Source organism: Niastella populi, assembly GCF_002078015.1.
Lineage (GTDB): Bacteria > Bacteroidota > Bacteroidia > Chitinophagales > Chitinophagaceae > Niastella > Niastella populi.
Map to the genome: position 1 here is coordinate 1 of NZ_LWBP01000214.1, position 15,540 is coordinate 15,540.

The window sequence follows — 15,540 nt, forward strand, 5'->3', positions numbered from 1 at the left end:
AGCATTCCTCCCGCGGGAGGAATGCTTTATTTTACAACCCGGGGTATAGGGGAGGTATACATACATATTTTGGGTATTATTCCCCTTTACTTTATATTGACAAGCATGAAAATTTGGTATTGTTTATTAGTATATTTTTTTGCCTCTGGATGCGTTGGCATAAATACAACCCGAAGATTGACGACGGACATAAAGCAGAATTTCACGAACCGTCTTGAAGGGAGGAGCACAGGTTTATTCAATAAGATAGAGATCAATGGATGTTATCGTTTAGCATTTCCATTGGTTTCAGGTTTCATAAATCTTTGGGTGCCATTTGCTGATTATTTTAACACCAGGGTCAGCAATATTATCCTTGACGCCGACAACTGGAAAATTTTGAATGTTATGGCTGGCGGATTTTATCAAATCCCAATCAATAACAAGTTAAATATCAAATCGCAAATACTGGCAGGTATCAGTAGTTCGAAAAAACCTGCATATAAAGTCACCTTAAAAGACTCGCAAAATGACCTTACTTATTTTGGAAATGATCTAAAAACTGTCTTTTGCTATCGTTTAGGAACTGAATTTAACTATTCATTATATAGAAGCATTTACTTGCTTGCTGATATAAATTATTTCAGTACCAGCGCGGCAAAAGCTTCGAATAGTAATGACATAAGCGCTTATCGTTATTCCTCGCTTAATATGTCAGCAGGAGTTGGGTTTGGGTTTTAACTAATCAACTTCCATAATAACGCCCGTCGCTTAGTGAATCATGAATAGATATTTTATATATTTTATTTAGGTTGACACGGGGAATGGGGGTTACCCGGTAACACCCTGGTTGTTTATTGCATTTGCCACTTTTTACCTGGTAAGTACTATTGTTAATGATGTTGGCAATTATATCAACGGCCTGGTACCCGTCATCAATTCATTGTTGGGATTGGCCGTTACGGCATTGGGTATTCCGGTGTACTATTATTATAAAAGAAAGAAATTACTAGCGTCTAAGTTTTAAGTTCTCAGTTCCGCACTTTTCGTTGTATTTGCTTGCGGGGTTCGGTCACTTCTCCCATGCCCGCCCCCAGCCAAACAACCCCCGCCAAAAAGCTGGTGAGAAAACTTATCTGAATCAGATCGTCAATTCTTTTATTAACGGGGCATGCGCAGGGTAGGCCGCGGTCAATTCATCCTGCCTGGCCAGTTCAAAATCGACAAAATCGAAACCGGGGGAAACGGTGCAGCCCACCAGGGCATATTCGCCGCCAGGCGCTAACCGCGCAGCAAACCAGTTGCCTGCGGTTATTACACATTGAAAGGTTTCATCATTATCGGCATCGCAGCCGAGGCGGTGTTCTATCATGCGGCCCTGTTGATCTATTTCATACACGATCAATGCATCGCCATAATAGAAATGCCATACTTCATCGCTTTTGATCTTATGAAAAGCCGAGAACTGGTGCTGTTGCAGTAAAAAATAAATGCTGGTGCAGAAGTTACGGTCGCCCGTAAAGGCAGAAGGAAGTGCCGCCACAGGCGCCATAACCGGCGAGCGGTAGATCTCCCTGAAAGCACCCCCTTCTATATGGGTAGCCAGTTGTAATTTGTTTATCCAATATGCTGCTGTTCGTTTACTCATACTTAACGCTTAATGCTGAACGCGAAACGCGGAACGCTATATCCTGAATTTCAGGCTTTCCGAAATTATTCGGAATGAACCTAAATCGGAGGGCGGCGTTGGGCCTTAAGCGTTTAGCGTTTAGCGGTATTTTTTATTCTATCGTCACCTTCTTATCTCTCGCACCCCAGTACCAAAAACGTAATGAATCTTTTATGCGGGTAGTATCGGCCGGTGTTCCGGGTAAAGAAATAACAATTTTGAATAATACGGAGTCGGCGGTTTCAAGCTGCACTTTTGGTTTCAGCCTGTTCAGCATATTCACCGCGGTTGTTTGTGACCGGGTTGTTTGAAGTACATATTTGTACATTTTTGAAGGACCGGCAGCAGCGGAAGTCGTTGTTGTGGTAGCCTGCGCAAAATCATTCCCGGTATCGGCTTTGGCCGCTTCATGAAGCAGAATACTGTCTTTATTTATAACGTTCTCCAATTGTTTTTTGGGATCGTTGATGTTCGACAGGTAGGAAGAAGCCTGCGGTTGTGTGTCCTCAGCATTGGCGGTTGACGCGGTAACCGTTTTAGGGTCGGTCTTCACTTTATTCGAAAACAAACTGTAGCCACCCCACACAATGATACCAACGCCCACGATCACCCCAATTACAATGGCCACGCGGCGGATCTGTGCGTTGCGGGCCTCATTGGGATCGTCATCGAAAACAGATTTCTTTTTAGGTTTATTTGCTGAATCGAGATGTTCTGCGTTCGTCAATGGCGGCGGCGGTTCAAGGCGTTGCACAACAGGATGGCCGGGTGTAAATTCATAAACGCTTTCGCGGTTCTTTTGTAAAGTGCCGATGCCTTCTATATGAAATGGCTTGCCGATATTCAGCATCAGTTTGCCGTCGGCAACAAATGTTTCAAGGTCCGATTCTGCCAGCGGCCTGATCTTACCGGTATGTTTCCTGATAAAATCGATCAGTTCTTCATCGGGACGGGCAATGTTTTTTTGTGCAAAATGAATGTGGTCAAGAAGATCGTTTGAATTTTTATCTATATTCTGAACGTCAACGGCGACATCGAGATAAAATGTGCCTATACCAGGTAAGTTCAGTCTCTTATTCTGGTAAAAATACTGTGCTACTAGAACCGAAATTTTCAAGAGATTAAGGATTTTTGGCGTAAGTTAAGTATTATTTATCGCTGCCACAATACACGAATACGGAAGTTATTACTTTTGCGGGAAGTTTATTCGATTGTGGATTAATTTATTATGCATGCTTACGGAATCAGAAAAGCGGTTTTTGGCGTACTGGGAAGCTAACCGGTTACGCGAAAAAAAGATCAATAAACAGTTGTTATTGGGCCTGCCCATAGGGCTGCTGTTTGCAGTTCCCGTATTAATTTTATTATTTTCAGGCCGGTTATGGTACCAGCGTGCCAGTATGGAGGCAAATAGCCAAAGCAGTCCGGTCGTACTAATTATTGCTATCATATGTATTGCTGTTTTTGTGGCTTTATTTTATAAACGCCATCAGTGGGACCAGCGGGAGCAGCATTATCTGGAATTGAAGGCTAAAGAGCAGGAAGAATCAACAATAAGCAATAGACAATAAGCAAAGGGAGATTCGCGATTAATAGGGAACCCTGAAAAGCGGCAATTCTTGCCAATTGCAAATTGCCGATTGCCAATTGGTTAAAGCAGCAAACATCTCTATATCATTGTCTTTTACCTGGCTAATCATAAACAAATCAATTTCTAATGAGAAATCTTGTTTGGGGTTTTCTGTGCTTTGTCCTTTTTTATAGCTGTAAAAAAGAATCGGGTTGCGGTTACGGCGACCATAACATTGTGGCTCCGGCGAACGAACAACAGGATGTAGAAACATATCTTACTTCTAATAATATTTATTCGGTGGGTAAAGACGCAAGCGGTTTGTATTACCAGGTCTTCGATCATGGTGAAGGCAACAGTAATCCCGGTCTTTGTTCGCAGGTAGAATTGACGTATACCGGCAAACTCACCAACGGAACCGTCTTTGAACAGAAAAGTACCGCATTTACACTGGGTTCCTCCATTGAAGGATTTCGAAAAGGGATTCCGCTTATTAAAAAAGGCGGACATATGAAACTGTATATTCCACCCGCACTGGCTTATGGTTCAAAAGAAATAAAGGATGAAAGCGGGAAGGTCATCATTCCGGCCAATTCCATTCTTGTCTTCGATATCTCGCTCACTTCGTTCTATTAACGCTTTAACAGCATTACGGTTAAACTAACATTTGTTATTTTCACCTACATTTGCCCAAAATGCAGCCCTTTGCCACACGAAGCAATTTCCGTATTCGACATATTTAAGATCGGTGTAGGTCCATCCAGCTCCCATACGCTTGGCCCCTGGCGGGCCGCCCTTTTATTTTTACAATCCCTTGAACAGAAGCACCAGTTGTTACAGGTAACCTCATTACAGGTGCTGTTGTATGGCTCGCTTGCCAAAACAGGCAAAGGGCATGGTACCGATGTGGCCGTGCTGATGGGTTTAAGCGGCGAAGATCCTGTAACCTGCGAGGTAGCACTTATCGATGAGAAAGTACAGCGCATCCGCACTACCAAAAAACTGTTGCTGCAGGGCAAACATGAAATAGATTTCGACCCGGCAACGGGTGTTGAGTTCCTGTTCACTGAATCATTACCCTATCATCCCAATGCATTAACATTCATGATCACCCTCGTTAACGGCGAACAGCATGCCGCCACCTATTACTCGGTGGGCGGTGGTTTTGTACAGCAGGAAGGCGAGCAGGGGGCGGCAACCGCTTCGGTGCAGTTGCCTTTTCCTGTTAACAATGCCGGCGACCTGTTGCACTGGTGCCGTAAAACGGGGTTAAGCATTAGTGAAGTGGTAATGGAAAATGAGCATAGCTGGCGCAGTGAGGAAGAAACCCGCAAGGGCGTTTTGAAAATATGGCAGGTGATGAAAGAATGTATGTACCGCGGATGCCATAGCCACGGAATGCTGCCCGGTGGCCTGCAGGTAAAAAGAAGGGCCGCAGACCTTAATAAAAAGCTATTGCAGGGCAAAACGTATGAGGATTATGATTCATGGATAAAGGCAATTCGCGCCGGTGGCAGCGATTTTAAATACATTCTGGACTGGGTGAGCTGTTTTGCGCTGGCCATTAATGAAGAAAATGCCTCTTTTGGCCGCGTGGTAACGGCGCCTACCAACGGCGCGGCCGGTGTAATTCCGGCAGTATTGCATTACCTGGTGGTGTTCTGCGACGGGTATAATGATGAAAAGATCCTGCAGTTCATGTTCACCGCTTCTGAAATAGGCAGCATATTCAAAAAAGGCGCTACTATTTCGGCTGCCATGGGCGGGTGCCAGGCTGAAATTGGCGTATCCTCTGCCATGGCCGCTGCCGGGCTTACAGAAGTACTGGGTGGCAGCCAGCGCCAGACGATGATGGCGGCGGAAATTGCCATGGAACATCATTTGGGATTAACCTGCGATCCCATTGGCGGACTGGTTCAAATTCCCTGTATTGAAAGAAATACCATGGGCGCCATAAAAGCCATTACCGCGTCGCAACTGGCGCAGCAAAGCACGCCCGATTTTGCCAAAGTATCGCTCGATAACGTTATAAAAACCATGTGGGATACGGCCATTGACATGAGCCATAAGTATAAAGAAACTGCCGAGGGCGGGTTGGCGGTGAATATACCGTTGAGTTTACCGGAATGTTAAATACAGCTGTAAGCAAATACAGAATACAGCTGCAAGCTTCAAGCTATAAGCTGTAAGCGAATACAGATACAGCTACAAGCTGCAAGCGAATACAGCTGCACGCTACAGGCGAAGACTGCCTTAAGCTTAGCTTACAGCTTTTGTATTTGCTTATAGCTTACGGTTTAAAGCTTATAGCTAATTCAATCCCGGTTTCACATCGATCTGCGCAACATCCAGGTCACTGTAATCGTGTAATACGTTGTACAAGGTATCGCGTTCAACGGGTTTTCTTTTTGCCTGTTTTATCAGGGTTACCAGTTGGGCAGTGCTCATAGCCGGGTTTTGTTCTTCTGAACCAGCCATGGAGTATATTTTGGTAGAATCGTCGATGGTGCCGTCGATATCATTCACCCCGAACGATAAAGTAAGTTGTGCATTATGACGTCCCAGCATTGGCCAGTAGGCTTTCAGGTGCGGGAAGTTATCCATATACAGGCGGGCAATGGCGTACATACGCATATCCTCGATAACACCCGATTCGGCCACGTCGCTCATGTCGTTCTGCTTATTGCGGAATTTAAGCGGAATGAATGTATTGAAACCGCCCGTTTTATCCTGCAACTGGCGCAGGCGTTCCATATGGTCTATGCGGTGTTGGTATGCTTCTATATGACCATACAGCATGGTGGCATTGCTATGCATGCCGAGGCTGTGCGCCGCTTCATGAATTTCGAGCCAGCCGTTGGCATCTACCTTATCGGCGCAGATCTTTTCCCTGATCTCAGGTGCAAAGATCTCGGCGCCGCCGCCGGGTAAAGAATCCAGTCCGGCCTCGTGCAGGTATTTCATGCCTTCGGCTGCGGTTTTCTTTGCTTTGCGGAACATATAATCCAGCTCAACGGGGGTAAAACCCTTGATATGCAGTTCGGGCCGGTGCGCTTTTATTTTGCGCAACAGATCGGCAAAGAACTCAAGGTTCAGTTTGGGGTGAACGCCGCCTACGATATGCACCTCGGTAACCGGTTTGCCATCATAGCTTTTCACGATGTTCAGCATTTGATCGGTGGTAAGTTCCCAGCCTTCCTCACGGTGCGCATACAGGCGCGAATAGGAGCAAAAGGCACAGGCGAACACACACACGTTGGTGGGCTCTATATGAAAATTTCTGTTGAAATACGTTGTATCACCATGCAGGCGCTCGCGTACAAAATTGGCCAGGGCGCCTACAAAGGGCAAACCGCCTTTTTCGAACAATAACAACCCGTCTTCAGGGGAAATACGTTGTTTGTTTACTATTTTTTCGCCGATAACACGAAGGGCGGGGTCTTTTTCTGCTGCTATAACCTGCTGAATGTTAGTACTCATTTGATAGGGATTTGCTTCCGTATGTAACAATAAAACGGGCACAAAGTTACGGGAAAACAGCTACAAGCCCCAAGCTGATAGCTGCAAGCAAATACAGAATACAGGGGAAAGCGGAAGGCCTAAAGCCTAAGGCAAATACAGAAGACAGCCGAAAGCTGATACAAAATACAGTCTAAGCAGGCATAGCGGAATGCCAATCGCAGCAGGTTGATGCGTAATCACGAGCAATGTATTTCATTATCACATTATCTAATTATCACATTATCAAATTACATTAAAGCCCCTGCTATCGTTCCGCACATCAAACATGCAATAGTACCGCCGATAAGCGCCTTAACGCCCAGTTCGGTAAGGTTGCGGCGCTGGTTGGGCGCCAGCTGGCTGATGCCGCCGATCTGAATGCCGATGGAAGCGAAATTGGCAAAACCACACAACGCATAGGTGGCTATCAGGATCGATTTGGGATCGGTTATTTGTCCGGATGATTTCATGCTGCCGAAAGAAATATAGGCAACAAATTCATTGAGGATGGTCTTCTCGCCCAGTAGCTGCCCTACCTGTACCATCTCCTGGCTTTTGACGCCAATAAGCCAGGCAACGGGGGAGAACACATAGCCGAGGATCATTTGCAGGGATAATGAATCGTAGCGGCCGTTGGTTACGCGGGCAATATCGTCATTGATACTGAACCAGTAACCAACCGATCCCAGGATCCAGTTGCACAAATACATTAAGGCGGTAAATACGATAAGCATAGCGCCTACGTTCACGGCCAGTTTAAGGCCGTCGGTTGTGCCCAGGGAAATAGCGTCGAGAAAGTTATCACCTATTTTTTCTTTAGGCACCTTCAGCTCCCTGATGAAGGTTTCGTTCTGGGGAAATAATATTTTAGAAACAACGATGGCGGCGGGGGCGCTCATGATGCTCTGGCTCAGCATATGCAATGCGAAATACTTTTGCTGCACGATATCGTTACCGCCGAGGAAACCAACATAGGCAGCCAGAACGCTGCCGGCGGTATTGGCCATGCCACCCACCATGATGCAAAGCATTTCGCTGCGGTTCATTTTATCGAGGAAGGGCCTGATCATCAGCGGCGCTTCCGTTTGACCGAGAAAAATATTGGCAGCCGTAGAAACGCTTTCAGGACCGGAGATACCCAATTTCTTCAGCATCCAGGCGAACACATACACTATTTTTTGCAGAATGCCGAGGTAGTATAACATGGCCGAAAGGGCGGCAAAGAAAATGATATTGGGCAACACCTGCACGGCAAACACATATGCCCAGCTGCCCGTAGGATCGGCCAGTTTACCAAAAATGAATTCTATACCCTTATGACCTATATTGATAAGCTCAACGAATTTATCGCTCACCCAGCCAAAAACGATCTTGATAAAGTTGACTTTCAAAACACCCAGCGCAAAACACAACTGGGCCACCACGCCAATGCCCACCAGTTTCCAGTTGATCGCCCGCCGGTTATTGCTCAGCAAAAAACACACGAAGATGAGGAAGAACATACCTAATGCACCGCGCGAAATGTTTTCAAGTACCGGGGTCATAATGATGTTTTGGTGTAGTTGAAATTTTTAAGGTATATAAATTTACAATGGTTCGTGTGTATTCCGCTACTGCAGAATATACGCGAACCATGGCCAGCTGTTAGGGTATGAGTAGCAATATAACGGAATAATTTTAATTCGCAATAATACAGCTTAATTATCAATGTAAATGGTGATCATAGGCATACAATGAAAAAGCGACCCTGTAACAGGATCGCTTTTGAGTATCGTTGAATGCTTTGCTTAATTGCAGGGTTATTGTTTTTGTGCCCTGAACGTCAGATTTAGTGGCGCGGTTGAAAAAGAGTCAGCCACTTTACCGGTTAAATTACCTGCCATGAACCCGCCGCTGCCGGCCGTCCATTCAGTAATGTTTACCGTGATGGCTCCTGAAGCCCTGTAATATTTCGAACCTTCAGTGATGTTAATTGAACTTAAAGGTGTACTGCCCGTTCCGGTGGCGGTAAAGGTGAAATAAACATCTTCATTCGCCTGGTTCTTGCGGGTAGCCCACACTGTATAGGTATTATTGCCCCCGTTTTTGTAGGCAAGAACAGAGTCGGCAGGATATGTATAATTTTTAGGCACGCCGTTTAAGGTGTAATTCACGAACTGGGTAAGTGAAGTTCCGCAGGCGCTTAACTGGCCGGCATTTACAGTGGCCGACGATACGGTTATTGACGATGAACTTCCGCCCTGGTTATTGCCGAGGTCATAGGCGATTACAGATGCGTTTACCGGTAAAACATTGTTACAACGGCTGATGGTTATACTGAAGTTGCCGTTGGTAACAGTTGCACGGTTAAACATACTATCGAGGTATACTTCAACATATCCATTGGTAACTGCGCCGGCTGAACAATTGATAACAGTGCCTGAAATGGTAACCGATCCTGTAGCCGGGTTAGTGATCGTTACAGTGCCCAGGTCGGCATCGGCATTGAAAGGACCGATATCTTTTGTGTACACAAGCGCATTGCATTTGTTGTAGATCTTCATCTGCAAGGCTTTGCCTTTGGGTACATAACCGCCTACCCGGCCGGTGGCATCGGTGTATCCTGAGCCATTGGCGTTAACGGCATCGCTGGTAACCTGAATAGTTACACGAGCCGATGAAAAAGGGTTGCCGTTCTGGTCTTTTACGATCGCTTTAAAATGAATGAAGTTGACCGGTACATCGCAGTTCCAGAAAGAAAAATGGCTTACCGTACCTACGTAGTTTGATCCCTGTTTGGTGGCCGTGCCTTCTTCGTTCCATAAACCGGTGCTATCGTTGAAGCTCCATAAAGGAATGGTATTGGGCGCCTGTGATAACATGGCTGGTGGAATGGGGAACGTGAGTGTGGCCGTTTTGCCTGCAGCCAGTTGTAACTTTTCGCCGTTGGCGCCGGTAAGCTCCACCGCCATCATGCCAAAAGATTGTAAACCGGTTTGGTCATTGCCGGTAGTGATGCCGCGCAATGTACCCGGCATAATTTCGTTGAAATTGGAAGCGGCAGGGTTCAACAGGAAGGTGCTTACCGAAACGGTTCCGGTATAAGCGCTGTTTCCTGCAGTGTTTACAAAACTGTTGCCTGTAAATACAATGCTGCCACCGCCCTGAACGGCAATATTACCGCCGCTGCTGCCATTCACCGTGCCCGATACCGTTCTTTTGATCAGTTGCAGCGAGATGTAATTTACCACGCCTTCGTTTACCACTATGGTGCGGCTGCCCTGGAAGAAACCGTCTTTTTCTACTTTGATAAAACCGGCATTTTTATCGAGGCTTGCGTTGTTGATGCTAAAGTTACCATTGATATCGGTAGTGGCTGTAAGCGATCCGGCTTTTACCACGGCGCCGCTTACCGGTTGTTGATTCTCATCGAGTATGCGGCCGGCAATGCTGGCGGTCACTATCTCTTTTTCATTGTTTGGCGTATCGGGGCCGTTGGTGGCCGATTTTTGACAACTGACAATAATGAGCAGGGCCAGTAAGACGGCTGAAAATCCAAAGGTGAGGACCTTTTTCATGGCGTGTAGGGGTTTAAATGTTTAAGGTATCAGAAAGGTAGCTAAACTTACGCAGATGTAAAAGCGGTGGTTGGGAGCGGCAGGCAAAATAAAAATGCCACGTCTTCGAAACGTGGCACTCTTACCGGTTGCAAATAACCTTTATGTGATAAGTTTATTTAAGCTGTTCTATCTTTTTAACCAGGTTTTTCCTGGGATGTGCGCCTATCAGCCTGTCAACCACTTTCCCGTTCTTGATGAACAGGATAGTAGGAATTGAAGTAATGTTATACTTCATGCAGGTGTTCGGGTTTTCATCAACGTTCAGTTTGCCGATGTTCACCTTTCCGTTGTACTCTTTGGCCAGGTCTTCCACAACGGGTCCTACAGCGCGGCAGGGGCCGCACCATTCTGCCCAGAAATCAACTACGGTAAGTTTGCCCGAATTCAGCGCTTTGCTCTGAAAGTTGGCATCGGTAAATTCTACCGTACCGCCTTTGACACTACGGTTATCGGGTGCTCTGAAGCCATCGATTATAAACAGGGTTACAGAGATAACCGCAAAATATAAAAGGCCTGATGCTGCTTTCATAAAGTATTAGTTGATTGTTATTCGGTTTGTAAGATATACAAAGATGATTATATACGCCAATCCGAATTGATAGTATGGTGTTAAAAAACAGCCATAAAAATGGTGGGCCGTCGGCCAACCGGCCAAACGACCCACCTCAGGATCTTTATATCTGGGACATTATATGTGCTGTTCGATCTTTTTTACGAAGTTGCTTTTAGGTTGCGCACCTACCAGCTTGTCTACCACTTTACCATCTTTTATGAAAAGGATGGCAGGGATAGAAGTAACACCGTAGTTGATTGATAACTGCGGGTTATGGTCAACGTTTACTTTACCTACGTTTATTTTACCATCGTATTCTTTTGCCAGGTCTTCAATTACCGGTCCGATCGCACGGCAGGGTCCACACCACTCAGCCCAAAAATCTACTACTGTTAATTTATCTGAGGAGAGGACCTTGTCCTGGAAATTTGTGTCTGTGAATTCTAAAGCCATAAAGTATATATTTTAAAAGTGTAAAGTTTATGAAAAAGTTTTAAGTTGTAAGTTTTAAGTTGTAAGTAGTTGAATTTTAAAGCTCATAATTAATAGTAACCCTCAAATTTTCTGAACTTAAAACTTAGAACTTAAAACGTACAACTAACTCGTCGAATTCTGTGCCATTCAAATTGCTTTACCATTCCTGTCAGTGCCGGCCCTGCTTTATGCTGTTCTCTTAAGCTTCCTTTAACAGAACCCGTTGAATTTATGGCGTTTAAGACCTATGCCGTGACAACCTGTACATCCATTTCGGGGTGGCTTTGTAAGAAAGCAGCCATTTCGTCATTCATTTGAAAACCTGCATCAACGGTTTGTAAACTCACTTTGCACATCGCCTTATAATCCTTTACGTTGAACTTCAGGATCGAACTTCCGGGGAAGGTTTTCAGGTTCTTTTCAAAGAAACCGATCATTTCCTCATTTACATGCCGGGCTTCAACATCTATAATAACCTGTTTGGTGAGGTTTTGTTTAATACCCTCCAACAAACTGATGCGTTCTATTTTAAACTCGAACTCGGTTTTGTTGAAACGGGGTTTGAACGAACCGGTTATAAACAGGTTTTTGCCTTTTTCGAGGTAATTGGTAAACCGCATATAGTCATCGCTCCACAACATAAACTCGCTTTTACCGCTGTAATCCTCAATCCAGAAGGAACCAAACTGGCGGCCGGTACGGGTTACGCGGTGCTGGGCATCCGTTACGAGCCCGGCAAGGCGGAAGCTGCGGCCGGGGTTAGGCTGCAGGGCGAGGGTATCTTTTATTTCATTGAACTCGGCCATGGTAGTTATACCATAGTGTTTTATCTCGAACCGGAAGTGATCGAGCGGGTGGCCGCTCATAAACATGCCGGTTACCTCTTTTTCGTAATTGAGTAATTCGGTCAGCGACCAATGCTCGCATGGCGGAATTTTGGGTGGCGGTATTTCCATTACCTCGGTAAGCCCGCCAAAAAGGGTATTGCTGGTATTCACGTTCTGCGCCTGGTAAACGTTCCCGAAACGCACGATCTTTTCAAGCCCTGTGCTGGTATCGTTTTGCGGCGTAAAGAAATACTGGGCGCGGTGCAGATCGGTAAAACAATCGAATCCCCCGGCGTATACCAGGCTTTCCAGTGTTTTCTTGTTCACCGTACGCTGGTTCACGCGTTTTATCATATCGAAGATCGACGTATAAGGCCCATTCTTTTCGCGTTCTTCGATCAGGCTTTCTACCGCAGCTTCACCCACACCTTTTAACCCGCCCAAACCAAAACGGATATCACCGTTTTTATTTACCGAGAAACCTTTTTTCGATTCATTTACATCGGGGCCAAGACACTTTATTCCCATGCGCTTACACTCTTCCATAAAGAAGGTGATCTTTTCTATGTTGCCGGCGTTGTTCAATACCGCTGCCATGTACTCGCTGGGGTAGTGGGCTTTGAGGTAAGCCGTTTGATAGGCCACATAGGCATAACAGGTAGAGTGCGATTTGTTGAAGGCGTATTGGGCGAACGCTTCCCAGTCGGTCCAGATCTTTTCAAGCTTTTCGACCGGGTGGCCTTTTTCTGAAGCGCCCTTTACGAACTGGGCCTTCATTTTATCGAGCACCGCCTTTTGCTTTTTACCCATCGCTTTACGCAGCACGTCGGCGTCTCCCTTACTAAAACCGGCCAGCTTTTGCGCCAGCAACATCACCTGCTCCTGGTATACGGTGATGCCGTACGACTCCTGCAGGTATTCTTCCATTTCGGGAAGGTCGTAGGTGATGGGCTCACGGCCGTGTTTACGATCGATAAAGTTGGGGATGTATGCGAGCGGACCGGGCCGGTACAGGGCGTTCATCGCAATAAGGTCGGCAAACTGGTCAGCCTTCAGATCGCGCAGGTATTTTTGCATACCCGGACTTTCGAACTGGAACGTACCAACGGTTTCGGCCTTCTGGTATAATTCGAATGTTTTCGGATCGTCGAGCGGTATGGTTTCAATGTCAAGTTCAACCCCATGGTTTTCCTTGATCATACGCAGGGCGTTCTTGATGATGGTAAGGGTTTTCAAACCCAGGAAGTCCATCTTGATTACCCCGGCGTCCTCGATGATGCTGCCTTCGAACTGCGTAACCCACAAGCTCGAGTCCTTGGCGGTACTTACGGGTATCAGATCGGTAAGGTCGCGGGGGGCAATGATGATACCTGCCGCGTGGATGCCGGTGTTGCGTACGGAACCTTCCAGCCTTTCTGCCTCATGCAATACGGTTGCGGTAAGCCCCTGGCCGTTGTATATTTCACGCAGTTTTTTAATTACTTCTATTTCATCGGGGCCAATGCCTTCTTTTTCTTCGAGCGATTTCTCTCCATCTTTGGCTGTAAGGGGCGCATGCAGTACACGGCCCAGTTCAATGCCTGGTTTTTCAGGAACCATTTTAGCCAGGGCGTTCGATTCAACCAGGGGCAGGTCGAGCACCCGGGCCACATCCTTGATACTGCTTTTGGCGGCCATGGTGCCATAGGTAATGATCTGCGCCACCTGGTTGGTGCCATATTTCTCCACTACATAATCGATCACTTTCTGACGGCCTTCATCATCGAAGTCGGTATCGATATCCGGCATCGACTTACGGTCGGGGTTCAGAAAGCGCTCGAACAGCAGGTTGTATTTAATGGGGTCTATGTTGGTAATGCCAATGCAATAAGCCACCGCGCTGCCCGCCGCCGATCCACGGCCCGGGCCAATGAATACGCCCCGTTCGCGACCGGCTTTAATAAAGTCGCCCACAATAAGGAAGTAACCGGCAAAACCCATGGTCTTGATGGTGAACAACTCAAAGTCGAGCCGCTCCTGAATTTCGGGCGTTATATCTACATAACGTTCTTTGGCGCCTTCGTAGGTAATGTGCTTCAGGTATTCCCACTGGTTCAGGTTACTGTCTTCAGTGATCTGGAACTCCTTTGGTAAAGGGAAGGCCGGCAGCAGGATATCTTTTTTCAGGTTCAGCAGTTCAACCCGGTCAACGATCATATTGGTGTTATCGATCGATTCGGGAATATCGCTGAACAGCTTCTTCATTTCCTCCTGCGTTTTAAAATAAAACTGGTCGTTTGGAAATTTGAAGCGGCGGTCTTTTATTGCGGTATCGTCATTTACAAAGTCATCGAAACCGGGCGTGCTTTTCTTTTCACCGGTGTTTATACATAACAGGATGTCGTGGGCATTGTAATCGTCCTGATCGGTATAATGGCTGTCGTTGGTAGCGATAACCGGTACGTTGTACTTTTTGGAGAACTTCAACAGCACCTGGTTAATGATCTCCTGTTCTTTCAGGTTGTGCCGTTGTATTTCGATGAAGTAATCTTCACCGAACATATCGAGCCACCATTTGAATTCCTGTTCGGCTTTTTCTTCCCCGTCGTGCAGAATGGTTTGCGGCACATAGGCGCCTATGCAGCAGGTGGTGGCAATAAGCCCTTCCTTATATTGTTCAATTAGTTTTTTATCAATACGGGGGTATTTGCTGTACATACCCTCTATATAACCCAAACTGGTAAGTTTTACCAGGTTCTGGTAACCGGTTTTATTTTTTGCCAGCAGTACCTGGTGATAGCGTTCGTCCTTTACTTCTTTTGAGAACACTTTACGGGTCCGGTCTTCCACCACATAAAACTCGCAACCTACAATGGGTTTTACCTTCAGGCTGCCATCTTCATTTTTGTGTTTATAGGCTTCGGCAACGAATTCAAAGGCGCCAAACATATTACCGTGGTCGGTAATGGCAAGGGCGGGCATACCGTCTTTGACGGCTTTTTTATACAATGACGGAATAGCTGCGGCGCCATCGAGCAACGAAAACTGTGTATGAACGTGAAGATGAGAGAATTTGCACATTTGTTCTTCTAATGAATATGTTTTTAGTTGATTCTTTGCTGGTGTTAGTTGAATGAAGTAAGTTGACGGGTTAACAGGTTAACAAGGGGCCTTCTTACTTCGGTTTCTTAAAAATCGTGGTTTTGCCTTATTCTCTTAATCGCCTCATTTCCAATATTAAACTTCATCCAGTAAAAACACGAAATTGTGGTATAAAGTTCTTTAATCAATAGTGAACGGGATAAAATTTTATAAACAGCATCTGAATAAAAATAATTGCTGCCGAATGCAGAACGCCGAATGCTAAAGGCCCGAAGTGCCGGCTTGCA

At 46.0% G+C, this 15,540-nt stretch carries 13 protein-coding genes; 5 read left to right on the plus strand and 8 right to left on the minus strand.

From position 1 onward, the window contains the following. Positions 1-720 (plus strand): hypothetical protein (locus A4R26_RS27470; protein ID WP_207625834.1); only part of this gene is annotated, 720 nt, incomplete at its 5' end. A 109-nt stretch (positions 721-829) separates the two neighbouring features. Further along, positions 830-1,006 carry a hypothetical protein gene (locus tag A4R26_RS35200; protein ID WP_165760433.1) on the plus strand — a complete coding sequence of 59 codons (177 nt, stop codon included), beginning with the start codon at positions 830-832 and terminating at the stop codon, positions 1,004-1,006. Positions 1,007-1,120: 114 nt separating this feature from the next. Here A4R26_RS35200 and A4R26_RS27475 read toward each other — a convergent pair whose 3' ends face one another. Further along, positions 1,121-1,627, minus strand: a complete 507-nt coding sequence (locus A4R26_RS27475) for a cupin domain-containing protein (RefSeq protein WP_081169743.1) — start codon at positions 1,625-1,627, stop codon at positions 1,121-1,123. Positions 1,628-1,760: 133 nt separating this feature from the next. After that, positions 1,761-2,765 (minus strand): hypothetical protein, encoded by a 1,005-nt coding sequence (locus tag A4R26_RS27480; protein WP_081169744.1) that lies wholly within the window; start codon positions 2,763-2,765, stop codon positions 1,761-1,763. A 115-nt stretch (positions 2,766-2,880) separates the two neighbouring features. Here A4R26_RS27480 and A4R26_RS27485 point away from each other — a divergent pair, with 115 nt between their 5' ends. The 3 genes from A4R26_RS27485 to A4R26_RS27495 all read left to right on the plus strand — a co-directional run bounded on the left by A4R26_RS27485 (position 2,881) and on the right by A4R26_RS27495 (position 5,351). Beyond that, complete coding sequence (locus tag A4R26_RS27485) at positions 2,881-3,219, plus strand: hypothetical protein (protein ID WP_081169745.1); 339 nt, start codon at positions 2,881-2,883, stop codon at positions 3,217-3,219. Positions 3,220-3,365: 146 nt separating this feature from the next. Then, positions 3,366-3,854, plus strand: coding sequence for an FKBP-type peptidyl-prolyl cis-trans isomerase (locus A4R26_RS27490; RefSeq protein ID WP_081169746.1), 489 nt, complete (start codon positions 3,366-3,368; stop codon positions 3,852-3,854). A gap of 69 nt (positions 3,855-3,923) precedes the next feature. Then, positions 3,924-5,351 (plus strand): L-serine ammonia-lyase, encoded by a 1,428-nt coding sequence (locus tag A4R26_RS27495; RefSeq protein WP_081169747.1) that lies wholly within the window; start codon positions 3,924-3,926, stop codon positions 5,349-5,351. 177 nt (positions 5,352-5,528) lie between these two features. Here A4R26_RS27495 and mqnE read toward each other — a convergent pair whose 3' ends face one another. The 6 genes from mqnE to dnaE all read right to left on the minus strand — a co-directional run bounded on the left by mqnE (position 5,529) and on the right by dnaE (position 15,232). After that, a complete protein-coding gene (gene mqnE / locus A4R26_RS27500) occupies positions 5,529-6,698 on the minus strand; it encodes an aminofutalosine synthase MqnE (RefSeq protein ID WP_081169748.1) in 1,170 nt (389 codons plus the stop codon). A gap of 269 nt (positions 6,699-6,967) precedes the next feature. Continuing rightward, positions 6,968-8,263, minus strand: coding sequence for a NupC/NupG family nucleoside CNT transporter (locus tag A4R26_RS27505; RefSeq protein WP_081169749.1), 1,296 nt, complete (start codon positions 8,261-8,263; stop codon positions 6,968-6,970). A gap of 255 nt (positions 8,264-8,518) precedes the next feature. Then, complete coding sequence (locus A4R26_RS27510; protein ID WP_081169750.1) at positions 8,519-10,276, minus strand: carboxypeptidase-like regulatory domain-containing protein; 1,758 nt, start codon at positions 10,274-10,276, stop codon at positions 8,519-8,521. Positions 10,277-10,430: 154 nt separating this feature from the next. Further along, complete coding sequence (trxA, locus tag A4R26_RS27515; RefSeq protein ID WP_081169751.1) at positions 10,431-10,847, minus strand: thioredoxin; 417 nt, start codon at positions 10,845-10,847, stop codon at positions 10,431-10,433. 159 nt (positions 10,848-11,006) lie between these two features. Further along, the gene (gene trxA, locus A4R26_RS27520) at positions 11,007-11,324 is read right to left on the minus strand and encodes a thioredoxin (RefSeq protein ID WP_081169752.1); all 318 of its coding nucleotides are present in this window, start codon (positions 11,322-11,324) and stop codon (positions 11,007-11,009) included. A 266-nt stretch (positions 11,325-11,590) separates the two neighbouring features. Further along, complete coding sequence (dnaE, locus tag A4R26_RS27525) at positions 11,591-15,232, minus strand: DNA polymerase III subunit alpha (protein WP_081169753.1); 3,642 nt, start codon at positions 15,230-15,232, stop codon at positions 11,591-11,593. Between the last annotated feature and the right edge of the window lie 308 nt (positions 15,233-15,540).

Bases quoted from the DNA above. Each gene is read 5' to 3' on its own strand.
- A4R26_RS27475 (WP_081169743.1), bottom strand. From the start codon at position 1,627: ATGAGTAAACGAACAGCAGCATATTGGATAAACAAATTACAACTGGCT.
- A4R26_RS27485 (WP_081169745.1), top strand. From the start codon at position 2,881: ATGCTTACGGAATCAGAAAAGCGGTTTTTGGCGTACTGGGAAGCTAAC.
- A4R26_RS27490 (WP_081169746.1), top strand. From the start codon at position 3,366: ATGAGAAATCTTGTTTGGGGTTTTCTGTGCTTTGTCCTTTTTTATAGC.
- mqnE (WP_081169748.1), bottom strand. From the start codon at position 6,698: ATGAGTACTAACATTCAGCAGGTTATAGCAGCAGAAAAAGACCCCGCC.
- A4R26_RS27505 (WP_081169749.1), bottom strand. From the start codon at position 8,263: ATGACCCCGGTACTTGAAAACATTTCGCGCGGTGCATTAGGTATGTTC.
- A4R26_RS27510 (WP_081169750.1), bottom strand. From the start codon at position 10,276: ATGAAAAAGGTCCTCACCTTTGGATTTTCAGCCGTCTTACTGGCCCTG.
- trxA (WP_081169751.1), bottom strand. From the start codon at position 10,847: ATGAAAGCAGCATCAGGCCTTTTATATTTTGCGGTTATCTCTGTAACC.
- trxA (WP_081169752.1), bottom strand. From the start codon at position 11,324: ATGGCTTTAGAATTCACAGACACAAATTTCCAGGACAAGGTCCTCTCC.
- dnaE (WP_081169753.1), bottom strand. From the start codon at position 15,232: ATGTGCAAATTCTCTCATCTTCACGTTCATACACAGTTTTCGTTGCTC.